The 23,838-nt window shown below is 72.7% G+C and carries 25 protein-coding genes; 5 read left to right on the forward strand and 20 right to left on the reverse strand.

What is annotated here, in order from left to right; genetic code table 11:
- Positions 1-60: 60 nt before the first annotated feature.
- From glmM to HGN31_RS04245, 8 genes are all read right to left on the reverse strand, one after another.
- On the reverse strand, positions 61-1,407 hold the full coding sequence (glmM, locus tag HGN31_RS04210) for a phosphoglucosamine mutase (protein WP_036710498.1): 1,347 nt from the start codon (positions 1,405-1,407) through the stop codon (positions 61-63).
- Positions 1,404-2,402 (reverse strand): dihydropteroate synthase, encoded by a 999-nt coding sequence (gene folP / locus HGN31_RS04215; protein ID WP_168782419.1) that lies wholly within the window; start codon positions 2,400-2,402, stop codon positions 1,404-1,406. Before folP ends, glmM begins: the two co-directional genes overlap by 4 nt.
- A 58-nt stretch (positions 2,403-2,460) precedes the next feature.
- Complete coding sequence (locus tag HGN31_RS04220; RefSeq protein WP_168782420.1) at positions 2,461-3,249, reverse strand: dihydroneopterin aldolase; 789 nt, start codon at positions 3,247-3,249, stop codon at positions 2,461-2,463.
- A 69-nt stretch (positions 3,250-3,318) separates the two neighbouring features.
- Entirely contained in the window at positions 3,319-3,882 is a 564-nt protein-coding gene (locus HGN31_RS04225; protein ID WP_168782421.1) for a cell wall hydrolase, read from the reverse strand.
- A 208-nt stretch (positions 3,883-4,090) separates the two neighbouring features.
- Positions 4,091-6,673 carry a putative PEP-binding protein gene (locus tag HGN31_RS04230; RefSeq protein ID WP_052512984.1) on the reverse strand — a complete coding sequence of 861 codons (2,583 nt, stop codon included), beginning with the start codon at positions 6,671-6,673 and terminating at the stop codon, positions 4,091-4,093.
- Positions 6,674-6,743: 70 nt separating this feature from the next.
- A complete protein-coding gene (gene xth / locus HGN31_RS04235; RefSeq protein ID WP_168782422.1) occupies positions 6,744-7,532 on the reverse strand; it encodes an exodeoxyribonuclease III in 789 nt (262 codons plus the stop codon).
- Between the two features lie 65 nt (positions 7,533-7,597).
- The gene (locus tag HGN31_RS04240; RefSeq protein ID WP_036701787.1) at positions 7,598-8,869 is read right to left on the reverse strand and encodes a hemolysin family protein; all 1,272 of its coding nucleotides are present in this window, start codon (positions 8,867-8,869) and stop codon (positions 7,598-7,600) included.
- Between the two features lie 6 nt (positions 8,870-8,875).
- Positions 8,876-9,211, reverse strand: a complete 336-nt coding sequence (locus tag HGN31_RS04245; protein ID WP_036701785.1) for a HesB/IscA family protein — start codon at positions 9,209-9,211, stop codon at positions 8,876-8,878.
- 146 nt (positions 9,212-9,357) lie between these two features.
- Here HGN31_RS04245 and HGN31_RS04250 point away from each other — a divergent pair, with 146 nt between their 5' ends.
- A complete protein-coding gene (locus HGN31_RS04250; RefSeq protein WP_168783802.1) occupies positions 9,358-10,557 on the forward strand; it encodes a deoxyguanosinetriphosphate triphosphohydrolase in 1,200 nt (399 codons plus the stop codon).
- A gap of 10 nt (positions 10,558-10,567) precedes the next feature.
- Here the strand turns inward: HGN31_RS04250 and HGN31_RS04255 are convergent, their stop codons facing one another.
- The 6 genes from HGN31_RS04255 to HGN31_RS04280 all read right to left on the reverse strand — a co-directional run bounded on the left by HGN31_RS04255 (position 10,568) and on the right by HGN31_RS04280 (position 15,508).
- Positions 10,568-11,452 (reverse strand): DMT family transporter, encoded by an 885-nt coding sequence (locus tag HGN31_RS04255; protein WP_168782423.1) that lies wholly within the window; start codon positions 11,450-11,452, stop codon positions 10,568-10,570.
- Between the two features lie 28 nt (positions 11,453-11,480).
- Positions 11,481-13,079 (reverse strand): peptide chain release factor 3, encoded by a 1,599-nt coding sequence (locus HGN31_RS04260; protein WP_036710487.1) that lies wholly within the window; start codon positions 13,077-13,079, stop codon positions 11,481-11,483.
- A 143-nt stretch (positions 13,080-13,222) separates the two neighbouring features.
- Positions 13,223-13,873: an OmpA family protein gene (locus tag HGN31_RS04265; RefSeq protein WP_168782424.1), complete on the reverse strand. Its 651-nt coding sequence runs from the start codon at positions 13,871-13,873 to the stop codon at positions 13,223-13,225.
- The gene (locus tag HGN31_RS04270; protein WP_168782425.1) at positions 13,873-14,337 is read right to left on the reverse strand and encodes a hypothetical protein; all 465 of its coding nucleotides are present in this window, start codon (positions 14,335-14,337) and stop codon (positions 13,873-13,875) included. Before HGN31_RS04270 ends, HGN31_RS04265 begins: the two co-directional genes overlap by 1 nt.
- A gap of 217 nt (positions 14,338-14,554) precedes the next feature.
- A complete protein-coding gene (locus tag HGN31_RS04275) occupies positions 14,555-14,743 on the reverse strand; it encodes a hypothetical protein (protein WP_168782426.1) in 189 nt (62 codons plus the stop codon).
- Between the two features lie 12 nt (positions 14,744-14,755).
- Positions 14,756-15,508 carry an NAD kinase gene (locus HGN31_RS04280; protein WP_036710484.1) on the reverse strand — a complete coding sequence of 251 codons (753 nt, stop codon included), beginning with the start codon at positions 15,506-15,508 and terminating at the stop codon, positions 14,756-14,758.
- 194 nt (positions 15,509-15,702) lie between these two features.
- Here HGN31_RS04280 and glyA point away from each other — a divergent pair, with 194 nt between their 5' ends.
- On the forward strand, positions 15,703-16,986 hold the full coding sequence (gene glyA, locus HGN31_RS04285; protein ID WP_043132696.1) for a serine hydroxymethyltransferase: 1,284 nt from the start codon (positions 15,703-15,705) through the stop codon (positions 16,984-16,986).
- Between the two features lie 87 nt (positions 16,987-17,073).
- Here glyA and HGN31_RS04290 read toward each other — a convergent pair whose 3' ends face one another.
- Genes HGN31_RS04290 through exbB form a run of 3 tightly spaced genes read right to left on the reverse strand, consistent with a single transcriptional unit; the run spans position 17,074 to position 19,362 of the window.
- Complete coding sequence (locus HGN31_RS04290) at positions 17,074-18,159, reverse strand: TonB C-terminal domain-containing protein (protein WP_168782427.1); 1,086 nt, start codon at positions 18,157-18,159, stop codon at positions 17,074-17,076.
- The gene (gene exbD / locus HGN31_RS04295; protein WP_168782428.1) at positions 18,156-18,584 is read right to left on the reverse strand and encodes a TonB system transport protein ExbD; all 429 of its coding nucleotides are present in this window, start codon (positions 18,582-18,584) and stop codon (positions 18,156-18,158) included. The genes HGN31_RS04290 and exbD overlap by 4 nt, the downstream gene beginning before the upstream one ends.
- Positions 18,585-18,588: 4 nt before the next feature.
- Positions 18,589-19,362: a tonB-system energizer ExbB gene (gene exbB, locus HGN31_RS04300; protein WP_244961132.1), complete on the reverse strand. Its 774-nt coding sequence runs from the start codon at positions 19,360-19,362 to the stop codon at positions 18,589-18,591.
- Positions 19,363-19,577: 215 nt separating this feature from the next.
- Between exbB and phbB the strand changes: the two genes are divergently transcribed.
- Both phbB and yddG read left to right on the forward strand, forming a co-directional pair.
- Entirely contained in the window at positions 19,578-20,303 is a 726-nt protein-coding gene (phbB, locus tag HGN31_RS04305) for an acetoacetyl-CoA reductase (RefSeq protein ID WP_036705665.1), read from the forward strand.
- A gap of 184 nt (positions 20,304-20,487) precedes the next feature.
- Entirely contained in the window at positions 20,488-21,366 is an 879-nt protein-coding gene (gene yddG / locus HGN31_RS04310) for an aromatic amino acid exporter YddG (protein WP_168782430.1), read from the forward strand.
- A 75-nt stretch (positions 21,367-21,441) separates the two neighbouring features.
- Here yddG and HGN31_RS04315 read toward each other — a convergent pair whose 3' ends face one another.
- The 3 genes from HGN31_RS04315 to HGN31_RS04325 form a co-directional block, all read right to left on the reverse strand.
- A complete protein-coding gene (locus tag HGN31_RS04315; protein WP_081962744.1) occupies positions 21,442-21,606 on the reverse strand; it encodes a YdcH family protein in 165 nt (54 codons plus the stop codon).
- A 67-nt stretch (positions 21,607-21,673) separates the two neighbouring features.
- Positions 21,674-22,432: a tRNA1(Val) (adenine(37)-N6)-methyltransferase gene (locus HGN31_RS04320; RefSeq protein ID WP_168782431.1), complete on the reverse strand. Its 759-nt coding sequence runs from the start codon at positions 22,430-22,432 to the stop codon at positions 21,674-21,676.
- The gene (locus HGN31_RS04325; protein WP_036711195.1) at positions 22,429-22,635 is read right to left on the reverse strand and encodes a putative signal transducing protein; all 207 of its coding nucleotides are present in this window, start codon (positions 22,633-22,635) and stop codon (positions 22,429-22,431) included. The genes HGN31_RS04320 and HGN31_RS04325 overlap by 4 nt, the downstream gene beginning before the upstream one ends.
- Before the next feature lie 74 nt (positions 22,636-22,709).
- On the opposite strand from HGN31_RS04325, the gene HGN31_RS04330 reads away from it, so the two are divergent.
- The gene (locus HGN31_RS04330) at positions 22,710-23,711 is read left to right on the forward strand and encodes a polyprenyl synthetase family protein (RefSeq protein ID WP_168782432.1); all 1,002 of its coding nucleotides are present in this window, start codon (positions 22,710-22,712) and stop codon (positions 23,709-23,711) included.
- Positions 23,712-23,838: the final 127 nt, after the last annotated feature.

Below are 23,838 nucleotides of genomic sequence, written 5' to 3' on the forward strand. Positions count from 1 at the left end.
CTTGCGCAAATATCCTCGGGGGTCCGGGGGCAGACAGCCCCCGGTCCGGCGCCGGGCGCCCTATGCCGCGGCGCGTTCCACCGCGGCGACGATGCCGTCCACCACCTCGCGCAGCATCGCCTCGTCCTCGGCCTCGGCCATCACCCGGATCAGCGGCTCGGTCCCCGACTTGCGGATCAGCACCCGCCCCGACGAGGCCAGCCGCGCCTCGGCGGCCGCGATCTCGGCCTTGACCGCCTCGGCCCCCAGCGGGTCGGCGCCGGCCCGATAGCGGACGTTCTTCAGCATCTGCGGCACCGGCTCGAACTGGCGGACCAGCGCGCTCGCCGGCGCGCCGCTGTCGGCCAGCGCGGCGAGGAACTGCAGCCCCGCGATCAGCCCGTCGCCGGTCGTCGCATAGTCGGTCATCACGATATGCCCCGACTGCTCGCCGCCGAGGTTGAAGCCCGCGCCGCGCATCCGCTCGACCACGTAGCGGTCACCGACCGCCGTCCGCTCGAGCCGCAGTCCGCGCCCGGTCAGGTAGCGCTCGAGCCCGAGGTTCGACATCACCGTGGCGACCAGCGCCCCGCCGCGCAGCCGCCCCGCGTCGGCCCAGCGGCCGGCCAGCAGCGCCATGACCTGATCGCCGTCCGCCACCGCCCCGGTCTCGTCGACGATCATCACCCGGTCCGCATCCCCGTCGAGGCTGATGCCCAGATGCGCGCCATGCGCGCGGACCGCGGCAGCGCAGGCCTCGGGGTGGGTCGAGCCCACGCCCTCGTTGATGTTCAGCCCGTTCGGATCGACCCCGAGCGGGATCACCTCGGCCCCCAGTTCCCACAGCACGTCCGGGGCGGCGCGATAGGCGGCGCCGTTGGCGCAGTCGATCACGACCTTGAGCCCGTCGAGCCGCTGCCCCGCGGGAAAGGTGGTCTTGGCGTATTCGACATAGCGCCCGCGCCCGTCCTCGATCCGCCGCGCCCGGCCGATGTTCTGCGGCTGGGCGAGCGTGATCTCGCCCGCGATGATCGCCTCGATCTCTGCCTCGGCGTCGTCCGAGAGCTTGAAGCCGTCGGGACCGAAGAACTTGATGCCGTTGTCGGCGGCAGGGTTGTGGCTGGCCGAGATCATGATCCCGAGGTCGGCCCGCATCGAGCGGGTCAGGAACCCGACCGCCGGGGTCGGCACCGGGCCGAGCAGCAGCACGTTCATCCCCGTCGAGGTCAGTCCCGCGGTCAGCGCGTTCTCGAGCATATAGCCCGACAGCCGCGTGTCCTTGCCGATCACCACCCGGTGCCCGTTCTTGCCGTCGCGGCGGAAATACCGCCCGGCGGCGGCGCCGAGGCGCAGCGCCATCTCGGCGGTCATCGGGTGGGTGTTGGCGCGGCCGCGCACCCCGTCGGTGCCAAACAGCGATCTGCTCATGTCTCGGGTCCTTCTTCGAGCGCCTGCCAGAGCGACAGGCCCTGCCGCACCGGGGCGACATCGTGAATGCGGTGGATCTGGATGCCCTGCGCGACGGCCGCCAGCGTCAGCGCCAGCGTGCCGGGGTCGCGGGCGGGTGCCTCGGCCCCGCCGCCGATCTGGCCGATGAAGCGCTTGCGCGACACGCCGAGCAGTACCGGCACGCCGAGGCCGTGAAACAGCCCGATGCGGCGCAGGAGCGCAAGGTTGTGGGCGGTGGTCTTGCCGAAGCCGATGCCCGGATCGACCACGATCCGCGCCCGGGGTACGCCCGCCGCCTCGGCCCGGGCGATGCGCGCGGCGAGCGCGTCATAGACGTCCAGCAGCACGTCGCCGTAGCGCGGGTCGTCCTGCATCGTCTCGGGCAGGCCCTGCGCGTGCATCAGGCACAGCGCCGCACCGGTCTCGGCCACCGCCGCGGCCATGCCGGGGTCGAAGTCGAGGCCCGAGACGTCGTTGACCATCCCCGCCCCCGCCGCCACGGCGGCGCGGGCCACGGCCGCCTTGCGGGTATCGACGGACAGCGCCGCCACGCCCGCCAGCGCGGCAATCGCGGGCAGGACGCGGGCGGTTTCCTCGGCCGCGGGCACCTCGGCGGCGCCGGGGCGGGTCGACTCGCCGCCGATGTCGAGGATCTCGGCCCCCGCCGCCGCAAGCGCCCGGGCGCGGCCCACGCCGTCGTCCCCGGTCCAGCGCCCGCCGTCCGAGAAGCTGTCGGGCGTCACGTTGACGATCCCCATCAGCCGCGGGCGGTCCATCGCGAGACCGAGCACCGGCGGACGCGGCCGGGTCAGCGCGGCGATCACCTCGGGCGGGGCGTCGTCCACGATCTCGGGCGCGGCGCCTCGGGCCAGCCGCTCGAGGCGCGAGAAACCCACCCAGCCACCCGCCAGCCGCCAGCGACCCGCCACGGGGACCGGCTCGGGAAGGGGGCGGAAATAGACGCGCTCAGGCATGGGGCGACAACATCTTGTGGTGAGGCAGGATGCCCGCGTTCCCGGCGGGCGGCAAGGATCAGGCCGGGGCGCGGGTCGAGGGGACGCGGAAACCCGCCGGTGCGGCGGGCAGCGCGGTGCCCTCGGGCAAGGCCCATATGAGCCCCCGCGCATCCAGCCGGTCGGCCAGCCACCAGGCCAGTTCGTGCGGCGCGGCCGGCACGTTCGGCACGTCGGCGATCATCCGCGCCGGCGCCCAGACCACGGCGAGGCCGTTGGCCGCCGCCCAGTCGATCTCGGTCCGGCTGTCCGCGACCCCGAGCCCCAGCCGCCCGGCCAGCGCCCAAGCCGCCTGATCGAGCGCCAGAAGCGCGATCCGCCGCGCGTCGCCGCCCTTGGGCACCGGCAGGCCGGGCGCGTCGGGGACCAGCACCACCGGTCCCTCGGGCAGGGTCGGGGCGGCGCCCGCGAACAGCACCACGGGCCGCGCCACCTCGGCCGCCGCCGCCACCCGCCCCTGCCGGCGCACCAGCGTCACCCCCAGCGCGCCGGGGCCGCGGTCGAGCTTTTCGATGGTCACCGCCACCGACGCCGCCCGCGGGTGGGTCAGGATCTGCGCCGCGATCCGCTCTCCCAGCGTCTCGAGCAGGTCGTAGCGGCGATCCGCCAGCCCGTCGCGGATCGCGTCGGTCAGCACGTCGTAGCTGAGGATGCGGTCCACCTGGTCGTCGGCGCCGATCACCGGCTCGGCCAGCTCGGCCTCGATGGCAAAGCGCAGCCGCTGCGACCGGCCACGCTCGGACTGGAAGGCGCCGATCTCGGCCGAGACGACGAAATCGCGCAGGTGGATGCGGTCGGGTTGGTCCATGGCGCCCATCTGGAACGAACGCGGCCCCGCCGCAAGGCAGGGCCGTCAGGGATGGTCGGTCGATCGCGGTCAGTTCGAGGCGATGCGCGCCCCGCCGCCGCGGCGGTAGAAGATGTGGCTGCCGATCCGGGTCGTGCGGGTGAAGCGCTTCGACCACGACGGGCGCAGATAGGTCGTGTGGAAATAGGTCGCCCCGCCGGTCAGGCTGCGCGGCTTGCCGCTCAGCGCCTCTTGCGCGACCCGGAGGGCGCGGCTTGCCGCGGCGCCATCGCGCATCCGCAGGCTGCGGCCCTTGTAGCTGAACTGACCCGACTGGTTCACCACGCCGCAGACCGACTTGGGGAACGCGGGGTGATCGACGCGGTTGAGGATCACCTCGGCCACCGCGCGCTGGCCATTGAGCGATTCGCCCCGGGCCTCGAAATACAGCGCCTCGGTCAGGCACTTGAGCGAGGCGCCGCTGGCCGAGGCGCCGCCGGTGCGGGCCTGGATGAGGCGTTCGGGGCCACCGGCGACGGTGCCCTGCTGGGACACCCCGCGGTGAGTTTCGGCGTTGACGGCAGACGGCACGATCGGCAGGGCCAGCGCGACACACACACCCACGTGCGCCAGCCTTTTGAGCAGCATGGTCATATAGGTCAGAGTCCTGGTTCCGTTGGCGGGGGCGCTGTGGCAGCAGCGACACACCCTCTCTGGCAGCGGTGATGCGACCAGCGGCCGACGCTTTACCAGCCGCCCCCACAACCTCAGGCAGAACAGGCCCGGAATCGACTGATTCAGGCGGGAACTCGCCGACCAGAGTCGGCGGCTTCGGCGGGGTTTTGCGATTTTCCGCCGGGGATCATACCCCCGCGGGCGGAGCTGCGGGGTCCAATCCCGCCTCGGCGCGGCCCGAATCGGCCAGCCGGCGCAGGATCGTCTCTTGCGCCGCAGCGAGCCGCGCGACCGGCACGCGGAAGGGCGAACAGCTCACGTAGTCGAGCCCGGCGCGCAGGCAGAAGGCGATGGATTCAGCGTTCCCGCCATGCTCGCCGCACATCGAGACGGTGATACCGGGCTTCTGCGCCCGCGCCCGCGCTGCGCCGATCATCACCAGCTCGCCTACCCCGTCCTGGTCGAGGATGTGGAAGGGGTCCTCGCTGAACACCCCCTGCCCGACATACGAGTTCATGAACCGCGCCGCGTCGTCGCGCGACAGCCCATAGGTCATCTGCGTGAGGTCGTTGGTCCCGAAGGAGAGGAAGCTGCAATGGGCGGCGATCTCGCCCGCGCGCAGGGCGGCGCGCGGCGTCTCGACCATCACCCCCAGGCGATAGGCGAACTCGGCGCGCTTTTCGGCCCGGACGGCGGCGGCGACGCTTTCGATGCGGTGGCGGATCAGCTCGACCTCGCGCATGGCGCTGACCAGCGGGATCATGATCTCGGGCACCACGCCCTCACCTTGCCGCCCGGCCTCGATCGCGGCCTCGAAGATGGCGCGGGCCTGCATCTCGTAGATCTCGGGCACGGTGATCCCGAGCCGCACCCCGCGCATCCCCAGCATGGGGTTGTACTCGCTCAGCGCCTCGACCCGGCGCACCACGTCCGACAGCGGCAGGTCGAGCGATTCCGCCAGCTCGCGCATCCCCTCGCGGTCGTGGGGCAGGAACTCGTGCAGCGGCGGGTCGAACAGGCGGATGGTGACGGGATAGCCGTCCATGATGCGGAACAGGTTGGTGAAGTCCGCCCGCTGCATCGGCAGCAGCCGGTCCAGCGCCACGCGCCGGTCCTCGGGGCGGTCGGCGAAGATCATCTCGCGCATCGCCGGCAGGCGGTTCTCCTCGAAGAACATGTGCTCGGTGCGGCAGAGGCCGATGCCCTGCGCCCCGAACATCCGGGCGGTTCGGGCGTCCTCGGGGGTGTCGGCGTTGGCGCGCACCCCCATCTCGCGCGCGGCATCCGCCCAGTCGAGAAGCTGGGTGAAGCTGTCGTCGAGCGCCGGTTCCAGCATCTCGGCGGCGCCGGCCAGCACCTCGCCAGAGGTGCCGTCGATGGTGATCTCTTCGCCCTCGCGGAAGCTGCGGGTGCCCGCGCGCATGACCCGGGCGCGCACGTCGATGTGGATGCCGGCGGCGCTGACGATGCAGGGCAGGCCGAGCCCGCGGGCGATCACCGCGGCATGGCTCGACATCCCGCCGCGCTCGGTCAGCACGGCGACCGAGGCGTGCATCCCGCGGATGTCCTCGGGCAGGGTCTCGCGGCGGACCAGCACGGCGGCCTCGCCCCGCGCGGCGGCGGCCTGGGCGGCGGCGGCGGAAAAGACGATGCGGCCGGTGGCGGCGCCGGGAGAGGCCGCCATGCCGCGGGTGATGAGGTCGCGCGGCGCGCGCGGATCGACCTGATGATGCAGCAGCTCGGCCAGCGCCCGCGGCTGGACCCGCATCAGCGCCTGGTCGGGCGGGATGATCCCGTCGCGGGCCAGCGCCACCGCGATGCGGACGGCGGCGCGCGACGAGCGCTGGACCCGGATCGCGTCGATGATCGACAGCACCCCGTCGGCGACGACGAACTCGATCTGCATCTCTTCGCGCAGCCGCTCGCGGGCGGCAACGCCGAAGCGGACCAGATCGGCAAAGACCTCGGGCGCGGCCTCCTCGAGCGAAGGGCCGCGGGCGTCGCGGGTCAGGTAGATCGACCCGGCGTCGCGGCCGACCGCGCGGCCCTGGGTCTGGCCGCGGAAGCGGCCGGTGATGCGGGGCGTGCCCGTCACGCTGTCGATGAACTGGATCGAGCCCGAGCCGGTCACCCCCGGCCCCAGCGCCAGCGCCATGTCCTGCACCACGAGGCCCAGCGGAGCGTCGGCGGGCGCGCCCTTGGCCTGCCGCAGAAGCCGCGCGGTCGGCCCGTCCCAGGCCCGCGCCATCGAGCGCAGGACCTCGCCGAGCTGGCGCGCGGGGTCCTGCGGGAAGGGCTCGTCGGTCTCGTCCTGATAGGCGTCGAGCACCTCGGCCAGCGACGCCGCCGGGTCCGAGAACATGTCCGGGTCCAGCCGCGCGACATGGATCGCATACGACTGCACGAACCCGCGGTAGAGCGCGTCCGCCGCCTCGGCCCCCAGCCTCTCGGTGAGCTGGCGGTGGCAGGCGTCGTTCAGCCCGATGTTGAGGATGGTGCTCGGCCCGCCCCATTCGGGGTCCATCGCCGAAGGCCGCACCCCCATCAGCCCGCCGCCCTCGGCAATGAGCCGCCCCAGCTCGGCCTCGGGGAGCGAGCGGCCCGCGGCGATGGCGCGCACGACGCTGGCCGGGATGGCCCGGCTGCGCGGCACCGGCAGGTCCATGCGGATCAGCCGTTGCAGGCACTTGGCGCGCCAGCCGTGCACCGTCGCCGACACCGGCGCAGAGGGGGTGATCTCGACGAACTGGCTGAAATCGGCGGGGTTCATGGCCCGCGACCCTAAGCGCGGTTTCGCGGATGCTGCAAGAGCGAAGGCCGCCCCGGCCCCGCGCGCCCAGTCAGGCGTCGATCTCGACCCAGACCGGCACGTGGTCCGACGGCTTCTCGGTCGCGCGCTGGTCGCGGTCCACGCCCGCATCCCGCATCAGGTCAGCGGCCTGCGGGCTCAGCAGCAGATGGTCGATGCGGATGCCGTTGTCACGCTCCCACGCCTGCCGCTGATAGTCCCAGAAGGTGAAGGGCCCGCGCGTCCCGTGCGGGTCGCGGATGCGCAGCGCGTCGGTCCAGCCCTGGTTGACGATGCGGCGAAAGGCCGCGCGCGTCTCGGGCAGAAACAGCGCGTCCTCGACCCAGCGCTCGGGGTGGGCGGCGTCGCGCGGCTCGGGGATGACGTTGTAGTCGCCCAGCATCACCACCGGCGCCTCGGTGTCGAGCAGGGCGGCCGCGCGGGCGCGCAGCCGCTCCATCCAGGCGAGCTTGTAGTCGTATTTCGGCCCCGGCGCCGGGTTGCCGTTCGGCAGGTAAAGCCCGGCCACCGTGACCGCGTGGTGAGCGCCCATCACCTCGGCCTCGATCCAGCGGGCCTGCTCGTCGCCGTCGTCGCCGGGCAGGCCGCGCCGCACATCCTCGACCGGCAGGCGCGAAAGCAGCGCGACCCCGTTCCAGCTTTTCTGCCCGTGGGTCCAGACCTGCCAGCCGAGATCCTCGATCATCTCGGCGGGAAAGCCCTCGTCCACGGTCTTGATCTCCTGCAACACCACCACGTCGGGCTGCGCCTCGGGCAGCCAGGCGGTCAGCTGGGCGATCCGCGCCTTGACACCGTTGATGTTGAAGCTGGCGATCTTCACGGCTCTGATCCCTCGGGCTGGACCCATATATCCCGGGGTCCGGGGCAGCGCCCCGGTCCGGCGGCTCAATTTTCGGCAGCAGGCGCCGTGACGATCAACCGGTCAATCCGCATCGCGTCCATGTCCGCGACCTCGACGGTCCAGCCCTCGTGGGTGAACACGTCGCCGGTGCGCGGGATGCGGTTGATGATCGACAGCACCATCCCGGCGACGGTGTGGAAATCCCCGTCCGGCACCGGGAACCCGGTCTCGCCGGCGAACTCGTCGGCGCTTTCGCTGCCGGCGACCAGCCACGAGCCGTCGGCGCGACGGACCACGTCCGGCTCTTCGCCCTCGGCGTCGACGAAATCGCCGGTGATCGCCTCGAGCAGGTCCATCGCGGTGATGATGCCCTGGAAATGCCCGTATTCGTCGTAGACGAGGACCATGCGCGAGGGCGTCACGCGCATCACCTCGATCACCGACAGCGCGTCGGCGGCGTCGAGCACGGTGGGCGCCTCGCGCATCAGCGCCCGCAGGTCGGGCGCCTCGACCCCGATCAGGTCGCGCAGCGCCACCACGCCCAGGATCTCGTCGGCCGAGCCTTCGGTGACCGGCAGGCGCGAGAACCGGGCGGCTCGCGCCTTCTCGATCACCACCTCGGGCGGGTCGGTGACGTCCACCGTCTCGACATCGCGGCGCGGGGTCATCATCGCCGCCGCGGTGCGGTCGGCGACCCGCATGACGCCCGCGATCATCCCCCGCTCACCCTCGAGCAGCACGCCCGCCTGGGTGGCCTCGGTCAGCGTCATGCGGACCTCTTCGTCGGTGATGGCGCGGTCGGACTGGTCGCGCACCCCGATCAGGTGCAGCACCAGCCGCGCGGTGGTGTCGAGAAACCACACCAGCGGCGTGCCGATCCGCGCCAGCATCCGCATCGAGGGCGCGACGCGGGCCGCGATCCGCTCGGGGTTGGACATGGCGATCTGCTTGGGGACCAACTCGCCCACGATCACCGAGAGCGCGGTGATGGCGGTGACGACAAGGAACACGCCCAGCGTCTGGGCCACGCCAAAGGGCATCCCGGCCCGCACCAGCGCGCCCGCCGCCCGCGCCCCCAGCGTCGCGCCCGAGACAGCGCCGGTCAGCACGCCCACGAGGGTGATGCCGATCTGCACCGAGGACAGGAACTTGCCCGGCTGTTCCAGCAGACCCAGCGCCACCTGCGCGCCGCGGTCGCCCTTTTCGGCCATGCTCGCCAGCCGCGCGGGACGCGAGCTGACCACCGCCAGCTCGGACATCGACAGCACGCCGTTGGCCACGGTCAACAGGACGATCAGCAGGATCTCGAAGATCATGGCGTGTCAGATCGAGAAGGACGTGCCGCAGCCGCACGAGGCGCTGGCGTTGGGGTTGTCGATGGTGAAGCGCGCCCCGATCAGCTCGTCGGACCAGTCGATCGTGGCCCCGGCGAGGAACGGCAGCGACACCGGGTCCACGACCACGCGCTGCCCCGCCTCTTCCAGCACCAGGTCGTCCGGGGCCGGCGCGTCCATGCGGATGTCGTACTGAAAGCCCGAGCAGCCGCCACCGGCCACCGCCACCCGCAGGGCGGGCGCCGCACCGTCACCCGAACTGCCGGCGTTGATCTCGGCCAGCCGCGCAAAGGCGCGGGGCGTGACCTTGGGGGGCAGGTTCATGGGGCGTTCCCGTTTCGTGTCCTGATCTCGAACTATAGGTTCGCAAGGCACGTCCCGCAAGGAACCCGCCCCGAAAGGCCCGCCGCCGCATGGTCCCCGCTTCGCCGCCCCGCCGGCACCCGACTGCCCCCGACCCCGCGGCCGAGATGGCCGTGGCCCGTCCCGGCGGCCTCGCCCCCTTCGCCTGCCGCCCGCAGGCCAGCCGCGGCCGCCGCCACCCGGAGGAGCTCTCCACCTTCCGCTCGCCCTGGCAGCGCGACCGCGACCGGATCATCCACTCGTCGGCCTTCCGCCGGCTCAAGCACAAGACGCAGGTGTTCGTCGAACAGGACGGCGACGGGTATCGTGGCGACTATTACCGTACCCGCCTGACCCACACGATCGAGGTGGCGCAGGTCGCCCGCACCATCGCCGCGGCGCTGGGGCTCGACACCGACCTCGCAGAGGCGGTGGCGCTGGCCCACGACCTCGGCCACCCGCCCTTCGGCCATACCGGAGAGGATGCGCTCGCCGCCCTGATGGCGCCCTACGGCGGCTTCGACCACAACGCCCAGGCGCTGAGGATCGTGACCCGGCTGGAGCGTCACTACGCCGGATTCGACGGCCTCAACCTGACGTGGGAAACGCTCGAGGGCATCGCCAAGCACAACGGCCCGGTGCCCGCCCCCTGGCCCTGGGCGCTGGCCGAGGTCAATGCCGACTGGAACCTGCGGCTCGACACCCATGCCAGCGCCGAGGCGCAGGTGGCGGCGGTGGCCGACGACATCGCCTATAACCACCACGACCTGCACGACGGGCTGCGCGCCGGGCTCTTCACCGAGGCCGACCTGTCCGAGCTGCCGCTGGTCGGCCCGGCGCTGGCCGAGGTGGACCGGCTGCATCCGGGCCTCGACCCGATGCGGCGCCGGCACGAGGCGCTGCGCCGGGTGTTCGGGGTGATGGTCGAGGACGTGATCGCCGTCGCCCGCGGCCGGCTGTCCGCCGCCGCCCCGGCGGATGTCGAGGCGATCCGCGCGATGGACGGCCCGGTGATCCGCTTTTCCAAGCCGCTCTACCAGAACCTCAAGGCGATCAAGGGCTTCCTCTTCACCCGGATGTACCGCGCCGACTCGGTCGTGCGCGAGCGCCAGCGCGCCACCGAGATGCTGAACGCGCTGTTCCCGATGCTGCTGGACGATCCCCGGCTGATGCCGGCCGAGTGGCAGGACTGGGCGCTCGAGGCGCCCGACCGGACCGGGCGGGCGCGCGTCGTGCTCGACTACGTGGCGGGCATGACCGACCGTTATGCGATCTCGGAATACCAGCGCCTGACCGGCGGGCGCGGGGGGTTCGGGGGCGCGGACTGACGGCCCACGCTCAGCGCATGAAGATCAGGCCCATCCCGGCGACGGCGATCAGCGCGCCGGCCCAGCTTGCCGCGCTCGGCCGCTCGCCGGTGACGGCCCACAGGATCGGCAGGATCATCACCGGCGACAGCGCCGACAGCGTCGAGACGATGCCGACCTTGCCGCCCTGCAGCGCGAACAGCAGCAGCGTCATCCCGATCACCATGGCGATCACGCCCGAGGCCGCGATCTGCGCCGTCATCCGCGGCCCCGGCCGCGCCTCGATCCGCGCCACCGGCAGGCGCAGCGCCATCAGCGCCGCGAGACAGGCGACCGCCGCCGCGACCCGGATCAGCGAGCCGGCAAACGGGTCCATCCCCGCCGCCATCGCCGGCCGCGCGATCATCGACCCCGCCGCCTGACCGAAGGCCGCGAGCAGCCCCAGCGCCACGCCCGTGCCGACCCGGCCGCGCACCGCCTCGAAGTCGCTCGCCCCGCCGCGGCCCAGCACGCAGATCGCCACCCCGACCGAGCAGAGCGCGACGCCCGCCACGCCCTGCGCCGAGAGCGTCTCGCCCAGCACCATCCAGCCCAGCACCGCCGCGATCGGCGCGTTCATCGCAAACAGCGCCCCGGTGCGGCGCGGCCCGAGCCGGCGCAGGGCGAAGAACAGCAGCGTGTCGCCGCCGAAGATGCCGATCAGCCCCGACCACAGCATCGGCGGCAGCAGCGCCGCGTCGATCCCGCGCCAGCGGCCCGTCGCCAGCACCAGCGCCAGCAGGACGCCGGTGACGATCCCCTGCCGGATCAGGTTGAAGCCGAAGGGCCCCAGCGCCCGCACCGGTCCCGCCGACAGCAGCCCCGTCACCGCCCAGCAGATCGCGGCCCCGAGTGCGGCGAGTTCATGGATGGGCATCGGGCGCTCCGGTCGCGAGGGATGAGGGCTAGACCATCATCTCCTTGGTCGCCGTCAGCTTCAGCTCGGGGTGGTCGCGCACCACGCGGTCGATGTCCCATTGCAGGCGCGTCAGGTAAACCGTGTCGCCGTCGTGGTCGGTCGCCATGTGCTGCTTGTTGGTCGCGGCGAAGCGGTCCACCGCCTCGCGCTCACCCGACACCCAGCGGGCCGAGGTGAACTGCGACGGCTCGAAGCGCACCGGCAGGCCGTATTCCTGCTCGATCCGGCTCGCCAGCACCTCGAACTGCAGGGCGCCCACGACGCCGACGATGAAGCCCGAGCCGATCATCGGCTTGAAGACCTTGGCCGCGCCCTCTTCGGCGAACTGCATCAGCGCCTTTTCCAGGTGCTTGGCCTTCATCGGGTCGCCCGCGCGCACGGTCTGCAACAGCTCGGGGGCAAAGGACGGGATGCCGGTGAAGCGCAGCCCCTCGCCCTCGGTCAGCGCATCGCCGATGCGCAGCTGGCCGTGGTTCGGGATGCCGATGATGTCGCCGGCCCAGGCCTCCTCGGCCAGCTCGCGGTCGGCGGCGAGGAACAGCACCGGGTTCGACACCGCCATCGGCTTCTTCGAGCGGACGTGCAGCAGCTTCATCCCGCGCTCGAAATGCCCCGAGGCGAGGCGGACGAAGGCCACCCGGTCGCGGTGCTTGGGGTCCATGTTGGCCTGCACCTTGAAGACGAAGCCGGTGACCGGCGTCTCCTCCGGGGCGATCTGGCGCTCGGCGGCGGTCTGGGGCTGCGGTTCGGGGCCGAACTCACCGATCCCGGTCATCAGCTCGCGCACGCCGAAGCTGTTGATCGCGCTGCCGAACCAGATCGGGGTCATGTGCCCTTCAAGGAACGCCTTGCGGTCGAAGGCGGGCAGAAGCTCGCGCGCCATCTCGATTTCCTCGCGCAACTGCGCGAGCTGGCCCGCCGGGATGTGCTCGGCGAGCTTCGGGTCGTCGAGCCCCGCGATCTGCACCGTCTCGGCCACCCGGTTGCGGTCGGCGCGGTCCATCAGCTCGAGCCGGTCGTGCAGCAGGTCGTAGCACCCGAGGAAATCGCGCCCCATGCCGATAGGCCAGCTGGCCGGCGCCACGTCGATGGCGAGGTTTTCCTGGATCTCGTCGATGATCTCGAAGGTGTCGCGGCTCTCGCGGTCCATCTTGTTGCAGAAGGTCAGGATCGGCAGGTCGCGCAGCCGGCAGACCTCGAAGAGCTTGCGGGTCTGGCTCTCGACCCCCTTGGCGCCGTCGATCACCATGATCGCGGCATCGACCGCGGTCAGGGTGCGATAGGTGTCCTCGGAGAAGTCCGAGTGGCCGGGCGTGTCCACGAGGTTGAAGCGGTACGCCCCGAAGTCGAAGCTCATCGCCGAGGCCGAGACCGAGATCCCGCGCTCCTGCTCCATCTTCATGTAGTCCGAGCGGGTGCGCCGCGCCTCGCCCTTGGCGCGGACCTGTCCCGCCATCTGGATGGCGCCGCCAAACAGCAGGAACTTTTCGGTCAGCGTCGTCTTGCCGGCGTCGGGATGCGAGATGATCGCAAAGGTCCGGCGGCGGGCGATTTCGGGCGGCAGTTGGGGGCGGTTGTCCAGCATGGGGCGGCTTTAGCGCGGCGGCGCCCGGCCGGCAACGCCCCGCGCGGGCCGGGCGGGGCCGGGCGGGGCGGGTGGGGCCGGGCGGGGCGGGTGGGGCCGGGCGGGGCGGGTGGGGCCGGGCGGTCCGGCGGCAGAGGCGCCGGTCAGGCCCCGCCGATCACGAACTCGACCCGGCGGTTCTTCTGCCGGCCGTCGGGATCGTCGCTGCCATCGGCGCGGGCGTTGGGGGCGACCGGCTCGGCCTCGCCGCGCCCCGCGGCGCTGAGCCGGCTTTCGGCGATCTCGCGCGCAGCGAGCCACGAGCGTACCGCCCCGGCGCGCCGCTCGGACAGGCCCTGGTTATAGGCGTCGTCGCCCATGGCATCGGTGTGGCCGATAATCTCGACCAGCTGCCCCGGCAGCCCGGCCAGCGCCCCGGCCAGCCGCTCGAGCACCGGCACCGCGTCGGCCCGGATCTCGGCCCGGTCGAAGTCGAAGAGCACGTCGCCGGGCAGCGTCACGCGCACCTGCCCGTCCTCGACCGTGGCGCCAAGCTCGCTCAGCACCGCCTCGCTTTCGGCCAGCGCGCCGGCCTCGGTGTCCTGGACCCCCAGCGTCGAGGCGAGGTCGAGCGGCCCGGCCGTGCCGGCCGCCGGACGCGGGTCCAGCCGCGACACCGGCAGCGTCCGGGGCGCGAGGGCCGAGGGCGCCTCGCCCACCGGGGCGGGGTTGTGGGTCACGGCATAGCTCTGGGCCGCCGCAGCGCCCGCCGCAAGACCCAGAAGCAACGCGGCGGCCAGGCCCCCGCCGCGCATCAGGACGCCAGCACCAGCGTCAGGCGCATCCCGGGCGCGTCGGTGTCATCGGCCGCATTGCCGGGGTTGAGCACCAGCACCACCTTGTTCACGTCCGCCGGGAGGGTGCCCGGAAACACCAGATCGCCCTCGAGCGTCTCGCCGTTCACCACCCGCAGCCACGGGTTGTCGGGCACCTGCCACAGGTGCAGGCGCTGGCCGTCGCCATATTCGAGATAGGCGTTCTGGCTGTCGTTGAGGTTGATGAAGCTCGTCGCCTGGCTGTCGAAGCTCGCCAGCAGGTGCAGCACGGTGGCATCCGGGCTGACCCGGACCGAGCGGACCTGGACCAGCACCCCGACCGGGGCGCTGGCCTGACCGCCCTCGACGGTCAGGGTGCGCTCTTGCGCAACGGCGGGGGACAGCGGCAGCGCAAGGGCCGCGCAGATTGGCAGGATCAGGGACAGGCGGGCAAGTCGGGTCACGGCCGGCATCCTTGGGACATGAAACGCGCCGCGATCATGGCGAGCCCGTGTGACAGTTCCATCACAATCGCCGGGCGGCGCAATGCCGGCGCGCCGGTCCGCTCAGACGCACGGCGCGCGCATCAGCCGTTCCTCCATCCCGTGACCCGTGTCGAAGAGGGTGCAGTGGGCGATGCGCGGCTCGGACCGGCGCGCCAACCAGAGCCCCTTGGGACATTCACGAGACTGCTCGGGCGATCCACCGGGTCAGCCAGCCGTCCACCAGCGGACCAACGGTCATCACCAGCGCCAAGCCCCCCGCCAGCCCGAGGATCACCAGCACCGCCACGCCATAGGGGTCGCGCGGCAGCCGCCCCCGGACCAGATCGGACAGCATCGACAGGACGCCGAGGACGAGTCCCCACACGCCCTCCACGGGTCAGACGAACTGCTCGCGCATCAGCCGTTCCTCCATCCCGTGGCCCTTGTCGAACAGGATGCGGTGGGCGATGCGCGGCTCGGACCGGATCTCGACCCACAGCACCCGCTCGACCTGGCGCGAGTCGGCGTCGGCCATCACCGGGCGCTTGCGCGGGTCGAGCACGTCGAAGCGGACCACCCCCGACTTGGGCAGGATCGCACCCCGCCACCGGCGCGGGCGGAAGGGGGCGATGGCGGTCAGCGCCAGCACGTCCGAGCCGAGCGGCAGGATCGGCCCGCCGGCCGAATAGTTGTAGGCGGTCGACCCCGCGGGGGTCGAGAGCAGGGCGCCGTCGGCAACCAGCTCCTCCATCCGCACCCTTCCGTCGACGCTGATCTGCAGCTTGGCCGCCTGCGGGCCGGCGCGCAGCAGGCTCACCTCGTTGATGGCGAGCGCCCGGTGCTCGGCCCCGTCGGGCGCGCCCGCGACCATCGACAGCGGGTTGATGACGGTCACCTCCGCCCCGGCGATGCGGGCAGGCAGGTTGTCCTCGGCATAGTCGTTCATCAGGAAGCCGACGGTGCCGCGGTTCATCCCGTAGACCGGCCGCCCGAGGTTCTGGCGCAGCACCGACAGCATCTGCCCGTCGCCGCCCAGCGCCACCACGACATCGGCCCGCGCCACCGGGGCCTGCCCGTAGCGGTCCATCAGCCGGCCCAGGGCGGACAGCGCGATGTCGGTATCGCTGGCGGTGAAATGGATCGCGGTCATGGGCCCAGAGCTTGCACCCCCGCCCCCCGATGGCAAGGCCCGGCCGCCGCCGGTGTCGCCGCGTCCGGGCCCGCCGGGCCGGCGGCCGCCCGGGCCGCGACGCGAATCTGCCACCGCGATGTCGCCTGCGTTCTGGCAAGCCCCGCGCAAAGCGGCTAACACCCATCCGCACACCTCGCCCGCGGAGAGCCCCGATGACCGACAGCGCCTTTTTCACCGAAGTCCTCGCCGACCGTGACCCCGAGATCGCCGAGGCGATCCGCCAGGAACTCGGCCGCCAGCGCGACGAGATCGAGCTGATCGCCTCTGAGAACATCGTCTCGAGGGCCGTGCTCGAGGCGCAGGGGTCGGTGCTGACGAACAAATATGCCGAGGGCTACCCGGGCAAGCGCTACTACGGCGGCTGCCAGTACGTCGACATCGCAGAGACGCTGGCGATCGAGCGCGCCAAGCAGCTGTTCGGCTGCGAATTCGCCAACGTCCAGCCGAACTCGGGCAGCCAGATGAACCAGGCGGTGTTCCTGGCGCTGCTGCAGCCGGGCGACACGTTCATGGGCCTCGACCTCAACTCGGGCGGGCACCTGACGCATGGCTCGCCGGTGAACATGAGCGGCAAGTGGTTCAACGTGGTCAGCTATGGCGTGCGCCAGCAGGACCAGCGGCTCGACATGGAGGAGATCCGCCGCAAGGCCGTCGAGTCGAAGCCGAAGCTGATCGTGGCCGGCGGCACCGCCTACAGCCGCGTCTGGGACTGGGCCGAGTTCCGCAAGATCGCCGACGAGGTCGGGGCCTATCTGATGGTGGACATGGCCCATATCGCCGGTCTGGTCGCGGGCGGCGCGCATCCCTCGCCCCTGCCCCACGCCCATGTGGTGACGACCACCACCCACAAGTCGCTGCGCGGTCCGCGCGGGGGCATGATCCTGACGAACGACGCCGAGATCGCCAAGAAGATCAACTCGGCCGTGTTCCCCGGCCTGCAGGGCGGCCCGCTGATGCACGTCATCGCCGCCAAGGCCGTGGCCTTCAAGGAGGCGCTGGACCCGTCCTTCAAGGACTACGCCGCGCAGGTCGTGAAGAACGCGCAGGCGATGGCCGACGAGCTGATGAAGGGCGGCATCGACATCGTGTCGGGCGGCACCGACAACCACCTGTGCCTCGCCGACCTGCGGCCCAAGGGCGTGACCGGCAAGGCGACCGAGGCGGCGCTGGGCCGCGCCCACATCACCTGCAACAAGAACGGCGTGCCGTTCGACCCGGAAAAGCCCTTCGTCACCTCGGGCATCCGCCTCGGCGCCCCGGCGGGGACGACCCGCGGGTTCAAGGAGGACGAGTTCCGCCAGATCGCCCGCTGGATCGTCGAGGTCGTCGACGGGCTGGCCGCCCACGGCGAGGACGGCAACGCCGAGACCGAGTCCAAGGTCCGCGCCGAGGTCGAGGCGCTCTGCCGCCGCTTCCCGCTTTACGAAGGGATGTGAGCGGGCGGCGCTGAGGCGCTGGCAGAACCCTCGGCCGGGTATGTGGTCTAGAAGGAATCGGATGGCCGCAGCGTTGAGCTGCGGCCCTCAGCGCATGCGGATGGTGACCGGTAGGGTCGCCTGAAACGGGCGGCCGTCCGGGGGCGCGCCGAGGCGGGGCATCCGCGCCGCCTGCCGCCCCAGCGCCGCATCGACGCGCGGATCGCCCGAGCCGCGGCTCAGCCGCGCGCGCGTCGCGCCGGAGGGGTCCACCGTCACCACCACCTCGGCGCTGACCGTGCCCCGCGCACCCGTGGCGGGCGTCCGGGCCATGTGACGCCGCACCTTGTCGCCCGCCGTGCGCTGCCAGGACTGCATGGCGCCTGCCGACGCGCGGCCCGTCCCCTGCCCCTGCTGCCCCTGCCCCGCGTACCCGGTCCGTTGCCCCGTTGCGCTTGGGGCTGCCTGCGGCGTCCGCGGCGCGGTGACGGCGGGGGCGGCGCGGGACGGGGTGGCGGGGCGGCGGGGCTCGCGCGGTTGGCGCGCCGCGGGGGTCTCGGCGGGCGGGGATGGCGCGGCGCGCTCGATGCGGGGCCGTTCGGCGGCCGCCTCTGCCGCCCTGGCCGCGATATGGGCTGGTCGCGGGGGCGGCGCGGGGACGGGACGCGGCAGCCACGCCGGATCGGGGGGCGGAAGTGGCGGGGCGAGGCTTGGCGTTGGAATGGGTGCGGACGACTCGGGCGGGACCGGCGCGGGCGGTGGGGATTCGGGCGCAGGCGCGGCGTCGGGCGGCGCGGGCGCGTCGGGTGGCGCGGGCGCGTCGGGCAGTGCGAGGGGCGCTTCGGGAGTGAGCGCAGGCTCAACCGGGGAAGCCTCCTCGGGCTCGGGGGCGGGCAAACTCTCCGGAGCCGGCGCCGCTTCGGCAGTCGAAGGGGCCTCGGGCACCGCAGCAGCCGCCTGCCCTGACACCGCACCCCCGTCCATCGCCCCACCCGGCGCGGCGAGGCCCGGCGGGTCGGCCTCGGGCGGCGCCAGCTCGATCTCGATCGCCTCGGGCAGTGCCGGCAGCGGCGGCGGCGCGTGGCGCAGCGCCCAGGCGCCGGCGGCGAGGTGCCCCGCCGCGACCAGCGCCGCCGCCGCCGCCCAGCCCCCCGCGCGCAGGCCCGCGCCGTCGCGCGCCACCGCGCCGCTCACGGCGCCGCCGCCCCGCTGTCCAGCCCCACGAGCGCGATGCGCAGATAGCCCGCGTCGCGCAGGCGGTTCATCACCTCCATCAGCGCGCCGTACGCCACCACCCGGTCGGCGCGCAGGAAGACGCGCGCGTCGCGGTCGCCGCCGGTGGCCGTGTCCAGCGCCGCGCCCAGCGCCTCGGGCGCCACGGCGGCCTCGCCCAGCCGCAGCGACAGGTCGGGGCCGACCGTCAGCCACAGCGGCGCCTCGGGCCGGGCCGCGGGCGGCGCGTTCGACGCGGGCAGGTCGACCGCCACGTCCACCGTCGCCAAGGGCGCCGCCACCATGAAGATGATGAGCAGCACCAGCATCACGTCGATGAAGGGCGTCACGTTGATCTCGTGCGCCTCGGGCAGGTCGTCGTCGTCCCGGAAGAACCCGCCCGCCATCGGCTCAGACCCAAAGGCCCGCGGCGGCGCGGTCGAGGTCGCGGCTCACCAGCCGCTCGACCGCCGCCGCCGTCTCGGCCAGCCGCAGGCGGTAGCCGCCGATGGCGCGGGCAAAGCCGTTGTAGATCACCACCGCCGGGATCGCGGCAACGAGGCCCAGCGCGGTGGCCAGCAGCGCCTCGGCGATCCCCGGCGCCACCACGGCGAGGTTGGTGGTCTGCGCCCGCGAGATGCCGATGAAGCTGTTCATGATCCCCCAGACGGTCCCGAACAGCCCGACGAAGGGCGCCGTCGCTCCGATCGTCGCCAGAACCCCGGTGCCGCGCGCCATCTCGCGCGCCGCCCGCGCCTGCACCTGCGCCAGATGCGAGGCGATGCGGGCCCGCACCCCCTCGCCCGCCCCGAAGCCGGTCCCCTCGGCCGAGCGGTTCAGCTCGCGCGCCGCGGCCCGCAGCATCCGGGCGTCGGGCGCGGGTGCCTCGGCCCCGGCGAGGGCCGCGCGCAGGCTCTCGGCCGCCTCGATCCGCGCGGCCCCGCGGCGCAGCGCGGCGCTGGCGCGGGCCAGCTCGGCCAGCTTCACCACCAGCACCGTCCAGGTGACGACCGAGGCGAGCGCGAGGCCCAGCATGACCCCCTGCACCACCGGGTCGGCCTGCCGGAACATCCCCAAGGGCGACAGGTCATGCGGCAGGCTGGCCAGCGCGCCCTCCTGCGCCCGGGCGGGCAGGGCCATCAGCAGCGCGGCCATCGGCAGCGGCAGGCAGCGGGCAACGGTCATCGGTCGGTCCTGTCTGGCAGATCGCGCGGCGTCCGTCCTATTTTTTGCGCAGCCCCCAGGCAACCCGGCGCGCCGCGTCGGGCCCGGAAAAGCCCCCGCGCGCGGCCGCACGTGACGTCGCCGCCCCACCCCGCCGAGGAGGCCTTGCGTAACAATCTTTCTCAACGTAGGTCTTGAACGTAATAGCATTTCACAATCTGGGTGAGGAGATAACGATGGCGAAAGTGGCACTTGTGACCGGCGGGTCGCGCGGGATCGGCGCGGCCATTTCCAAGGCGCTGAAAGAGGCGGGCTATGAGGTCGCGGCGAACTATGCCGGCAACGACGAGGCGGCCAAGGCCTTCACCGAGGAAACCGGGATCAAGACCTACAAGTGGTCGGTCGCCGACTACGACGCCTGCGCCGAGGGCATCAAGCAGGTCGAGGCCGAGCTGGGCCCGGTCGACGTGCTGGTGAACAACGCCGGCATCACCCGCGACGGGATGTTCCACAAGATGACCCCGCAGCAGTGGAAAGAGGTCATCGACACCAACCTCACCGGCGTCTTCAACATGACCCACGGGGTCTGGAACGGGATGCGCGACCGCAAGTTCGGGCGGGTCATCAACATCTCGTCGGTGAACGGCCAGAAGGGCCAGGCGGGCCAGGCCAACTATTCCGCCGCCAAGGCCGGCGACATCGGCTTCACCCGCGCGCTGGCGCAGGAAGGGGCGCGGGCCGGGATCACGGTGAACGTCGTCGCCCCGGGCTACATCGGCACCGAGATGGTGCGCGCCATCGACGAGAAGGTGCTGAACGAGCGCATCATCCCGCAGATCCCCGTCGGCCGCCTGGGCGAGCCGGAAGAGATCGCGCGCTGCGTCGTGTTCCTCGCCTCGGACGACGCGGGCTTCATCTCGGGCTCGACGATCAGTGCCAACGGGGCGCAGTTCTTCGGCTGATCGCTGAACCCGGACAGGTCCGCCGGTGCGGGCCTGTCCATCGGGGCTACGGCGGGCACGGCAGCGCCGTTCCTGATCCGGTGCCGGACCGCCCTCCCGTAGCCGACTGTGCGCGGCCCCTTGACGGCACCCCGCGCGGCGAGACAGGCAGCCCCGCACGTCACCGCTGCCGAAAGCCCCGCCCATGCTTCCCTCGACCCGCGCCACGCTCATCGGCGCCCTCGCCGTCGCGCTCTGGTCGGGGCTGGCGCTGCTCACCGTCGCCACGGCGCCGATGCCGCCGTTCCTGCTCTGCGCGGCGAGCTTTGCCATCGCCGGGCTGGCGGGGCTGGGCTGGATCGCGGCCGGGCCGGGGTTCGGGGTGCTCGCGGGCGTTCCGCTGCGGGCCTATGTCGTCGGCACCGCCGGGCTCTTCGGCTTTCACGCGCTCTATTTCTCGGCCCTGCGCCTCGCCCCGCCGGCCGAGGCCGGGCTGATTTCCTATCTCTGGCCTTTGTTCATCGTCCTCGGCTCGGGGTTGCTGCCGGGTGAGCGGCTGCGCCCCGCCCATGTCGCCGGGGCCGCGCTGGCCTTTGCCGGGGCGGCGCTGCTGCTGGCGCCGAGCGGGCACGGGACCGCGGGCGCCGGGGTGCTGACCGGCTACGGGCTCGCGTTCCTCTGCGCGCTGACCTGGGCGGCCTATTCGCTCGCCTCGCGGCGGCTGGCGGCGGTGCCGACCGCGGCGGTGGCGGTCAACTGCCTCGCCACCGCAGCGCTGGCCGGGCTCGCGCATCTGGCGCTCGAGACGCCCGCGGCCCCCGCCACCCCCGCCGGCTGGCTCGCGGTGCTGGGGCTGGGGCTGGGGCCGGTGGGCCTCGCCTTCTTCGCCTGGGACGCGGGCGTCAAGCGCGGCAACATCCAGCTGCTCGGCACGCTCTCCTATGCCGCGCCGCTCGCCTCGACCCTGTGGCTGGTGCTGGCCGGGCGGGCGCAGGCGTCGGCGACGCTGGGGATCGCCGCCGCGCTCATCACCGCAGGCGCGGCCCTCGCGGCCGCGGGCGGGCGGCGGCGGGCGGCGCCCTGAATGCGGACGGCCCGCAGAGTGCTCTGCGGGCCGCCGTGCGACATCATCATGGGGGTCGTCCCCCGGCTGTCCCGGTCAGTGGGTCAGCCGCTCGATCTCTTCCTTCAGTCGCAGCTTTTCCTTCTTCATCGCGGCGATCGCCAGATCGTCCGATCCGGGCAGACGCTGGGCGCGCTCGACCTCGTCCGACAGGTGCTGATGCTTCTTTCGCAATTCGACGACGTGCGACTGAACCGACATGAAAGATCTCCTGTTCTGGTGGCGACTGGGTTCAGTCCAGCACATCGCGGACGGGCTGTCACCCGAATCACGACAGTTTTATGTCCAATGCGGCGGCGTGGCGCAGGACTGCCTGCGCGGCAGGCGTCAGGTCCTCGCGGTCGCCGGCGTGCGCGGCCCCGGCGTGCAGCACCAGCGGCGCGAGCAGCCGCAGGGGTGAGCGGCGGCCCTTGGCGGCCTGCACGATCACCCGGCCCGCCGGGCCCCCCGCCCGGGCCGCGATGGGCAGGATGGCGACGCCCCCCGCCCGGCCGCCCAGCGCGCCGAGGATGCGGTCCAGGGCCTCGGCCCGGTGGATCACCGTCAGCGTGCCGCCCTGCCCCAGCCGCCGCAGCCCCGCGTCGATCCAGACGTCGAGCGGCGTGTCCTCGTGGCGGGACGCGGCGCGGGCCGGGTCGGGCGCCGCGGGGCCTGCGGCGAAGAACGGCGGGTTCATGATGACGTGGTCGAATCGCTCCTGCCTGAGCGCCTCGGGCATCGCCGCCACGTCGCCGCAGAGGATCCGCGCGCCCGTCCCGGTCGCCGCGGCATTGTGGCGGGCCAGCGCCGCCATCTCAGCCTGCCGCTCGAGCCCGGTGAGGGCGAGGCCGCCCACCCGCGCGCCGAGGCAGAAGAGCGCCACCCCCGCCCCACAGCCGAGTTCCAGCACCCGCGCCCCCGGCCGCGCGGGGCAGGCCGCGGCCAGCAGAACGGCGTCCATGCCGGCCCGGTAGCCTCGCGCCGGCTGGCGCAGCACCAGCCGCCCGCCCAGAAAGGCGTCGTCGCGGGTTCCGGCAGGGTCGCTCATCCGATCCCGTGGTCGCGCAGAATGGCGCTCGCCATGAAATGGTCGCGGTCGGCCACCATCACCCGGCGCGGCAGGATGCCGATCGACCCCTCGAGCACGCTCATGTGGCGATCAAGCTCGAAGGCGGGGATTCCCTCGCCCTCGAGCAGGTCCAGCGCCCGGGCGATGGTCAGGGGATCGGTCGAGCGCAGCAGTTCCTTCATCGCCCCGGACGCTAGGCCGCGGTTGCGAAACTGTCCATGCCGTGGCAAGGGCAGCGCACGGAAAGGATGCCGCCATGGGTGTGAACGAGAACGTCTCCAAGCCGCTGGACCGGCTGGCCGCGGTGCTGGCGCCGGACATGGCGGCGGTCAACGCGCTGATCCGCACCCGGATGGAGAGCCGCCACGCCCCCCGCATCCCCGAGGTCACCGCCCATCTGGTCGAGGCCGGCGGCAAGCGGGTACGCCCGCTGCTGACGCTCGCCGCGGCGCGGATGCTGGGCTTCGAGGGCAGCCACCACCACCTGCTGGCTGCCACGGTCGAGTTCATCCACACCGCGACGCTGCTGCACGACGACGTGGTGGACGAGAGCCGCCAGCGCCGCGGGCGGCCGACGGCGAACCTGCTGTGGGACAACAAATCCTCGGTGCTGGTGGGCGATTACCTTTTCGCCCGCAGCTTCCAGCTGATGACCGAGACCGGCTCGATGCGGGTGATGGAAATCCTTTCCAACGCCGCCGCCACCATCGCCGAGGGCGAGGTGCTGCAACTCACCGCGGCGCAGGATCTGGCGACGACCGAGGACATCTATCTGCAGGTTGTGCGCGGCAAGACCGCGGCGCTCTTCTCGGCCGCGACCGAGGTGGGCGGGGTGATCGCGGGCGGAACGCCGGCTCAGGTCGCCGCGCTCTATGATTACGGCGATGCGCTGGGGATCGCGTTCCAGATCGTCGACGACATCCTCGACTATTCCGGCGCGACCGAGACGATCGGCAAGAACACCGGCGACGATTTCCGCGAGCGCAAGCTGACCCTGCCGGTGATCAAGGCCGTCGCCCGCGCCGATGCGGACGAGCGCGCCTTCTGGGACCGCACCATCGCCCGCGGCGACCAGCAGGACGGCGATCTGGAGCAGGCGCTGGCGCTTCTCGCCCGCCATGGCGCCATCGAGGCGTCGCGCGCCGACGCGCTCGGCTGGGCGGCGCGGGCCCGCACGGCGCTCGAGGCGCTGCCCGAGGGCGAGTTGCGCGGCCTCCTCTCCGAGCTTGCGGATTTCGTGGTGGCGCGGGTCGCCTGACGCCGCCCAGGGGGCGCTGCCCCCTCGGCCCGTGCGGGCCTCACCCCCGGGATATTTCCGGCAGGGAAGAAAAAAGGGGGGCGCAGGACGCCCCCCATTCCGTTTCTTCCGGGCCGAAAGGCCCCCG

It is taken from the genome of Paracoccus sanguinis (assembly GCF_012689545.1).
Lineage (GTDB): Bacteria > Pseudomonadota > Alphaproteobacteria > Rhodobacterales > Rhodobacteraceae > Paracoccus > Paracoccus panacisoli.

Bases quoted from the DNA above. Each gene is read 5' to 3' on its own strand.
- glmM (WP_036710498.1), bottom strand. From the start codon at position 1,407: ATGAGCAGATCGCTGTTTGGCACCGACGGGGTGCGCGGCCGCGCCAAC.
- folP (WP_168782419.1), bottom strand. From the start codon at position 2,402: ATGCCTGAGCGCGTCTATTTCCGCCCCCTTCCCGAGCCGGTCCCCGTG.
- HGN31_RS04220 (WP_168782420.1), bottom strand. From the start codon at position 3,249: ATGGACCAACCCGACCGCATCCACCTGCGCGATTTCGTCGTCTCGGCC.
- HGN31_RS04225 (WP_168782421.1), bottom strand. From the start codon at position 3,882: ATGACCATGCTGCTCAAAAGGCTGGCGCACGTGGGTGTGTGTGTCGCG.
- HGN31_RS04230 (WP_052512984.1), bottom strand. From the start codon at position 6,673: ATGAACCCCGCCGATTTCAGCCAGTTCGTCGAGATCACCCCCTCTGCG.
- HGN31_RS04240 (WP_036701787.1), bottom strand. From the start codon at position 8,869: ATGATCTTCGAGATCCTGCTGATCGTCCTGTTGACCGTGGCCAACGGC.
- HGN31_RS04245 (WP_036701785.1), bottom strand. From the start codon at position 9,211: ATGAACCTGCCCCCCAAGGTCACGCCCCGCGCCTTTGCGCGGCTGGCC.
- HGN31_RS04250 (WP_168783802.1), top strand. From the start codon at position 9,358: ATGGCCGTGGCCCGTCCCGGCGGCCTCGCCCCCTTCGCCTGCCGCCCG.
- HGN31_RS04255 (WP_168782423.1), bottom strand. From the start codon at position 11,452: ATGCCCATCCATGAACTCGCCGCACTCGGGGCCGCGATCTGCTGGGCG.
- HGN31_RS04260 (WP_036710487.1), bottom strand. From the start codon at position 13,079: ATGCTGGACAACCGCCCCCAACTGCCGCCCGAAATCGCCCGCCGCCGG.
- HGN31_RS04265 (WP_168782424.1), bottom strand. From the start codon at position 13,873: ATGCGCGGCGGGGGCCTGGCCGCCGCGTTGCTTCTGGGTCTTGCGGCG.
- HGN31_RS04280 (WP_036710484.1), bottom strand. From the start codon at position 15,508: ATGACCGCGATCCATTTCACCGCCAGCGATACCGACATCGCGCTGTCC.
- glyA (WP_043132696.1), top strand. From the start codon at position 15,703: ATGACCGACAGCGCCTTTTTCACCGAAGTCCTCGCCGACCGTGACCCC.
- exbD (WP_168782428.1), bottom strand. From the start codon at position 18,584: ATGGCGGGCGGGTTCTTCCGGGACGACGACGACCTGCCCGAGGCGCAC.
- exbB (WP_244961132.1), bottom strand. From the start codon at position 19,362: ATGACCGTTGCCCGCTGCCTGCCGCTGCCGATGGCCGCGCTGCTGATG.
- phbB (WP_036705665.1), top strand. From the start codon at position 19,578: ATGGCGAAAGTGGCACTTGTGACCGGCGGGTCGCGCGGGATCGGCGCG.
- yddG (WP_168782430.1), top strand. From the start codon at position 20,488: ATGCTTCCCTCGACCCGCGCCACGCTCATCGGCGCCCTCGCCGTCGCG.
- HGN31_RS04315 (WP_081962744.1), bottom strand. From the start codon at position 21,606: ATGTCGGTTCAGTCGCACGTCGTCGAATTGCGAAAGAAGCATCAGCAC.
- HGN31_RS04320 (WP_168782431.1), bottom strand. From the start codon at position 22,432: ATGAGCGACCCTGCCGGAACCCGCGACGACGCCTTTCTGGGCGGGCGG.
- HGN31_RS04325 (WP_036711195.1), bottom strand. From the start codon at position 22,635: ATGAAGGAACTGCTGCGCTCGACCGATCCCCTGACCATCGCCCGGGCG.
- HGN31_RS04330 (WP_168782432.1), top strand. From the start codon at position 22,710: ATGGGTGTGAACGAGAACGTCTCCAAGCCGCTGGACCGGCTGGCCGCG.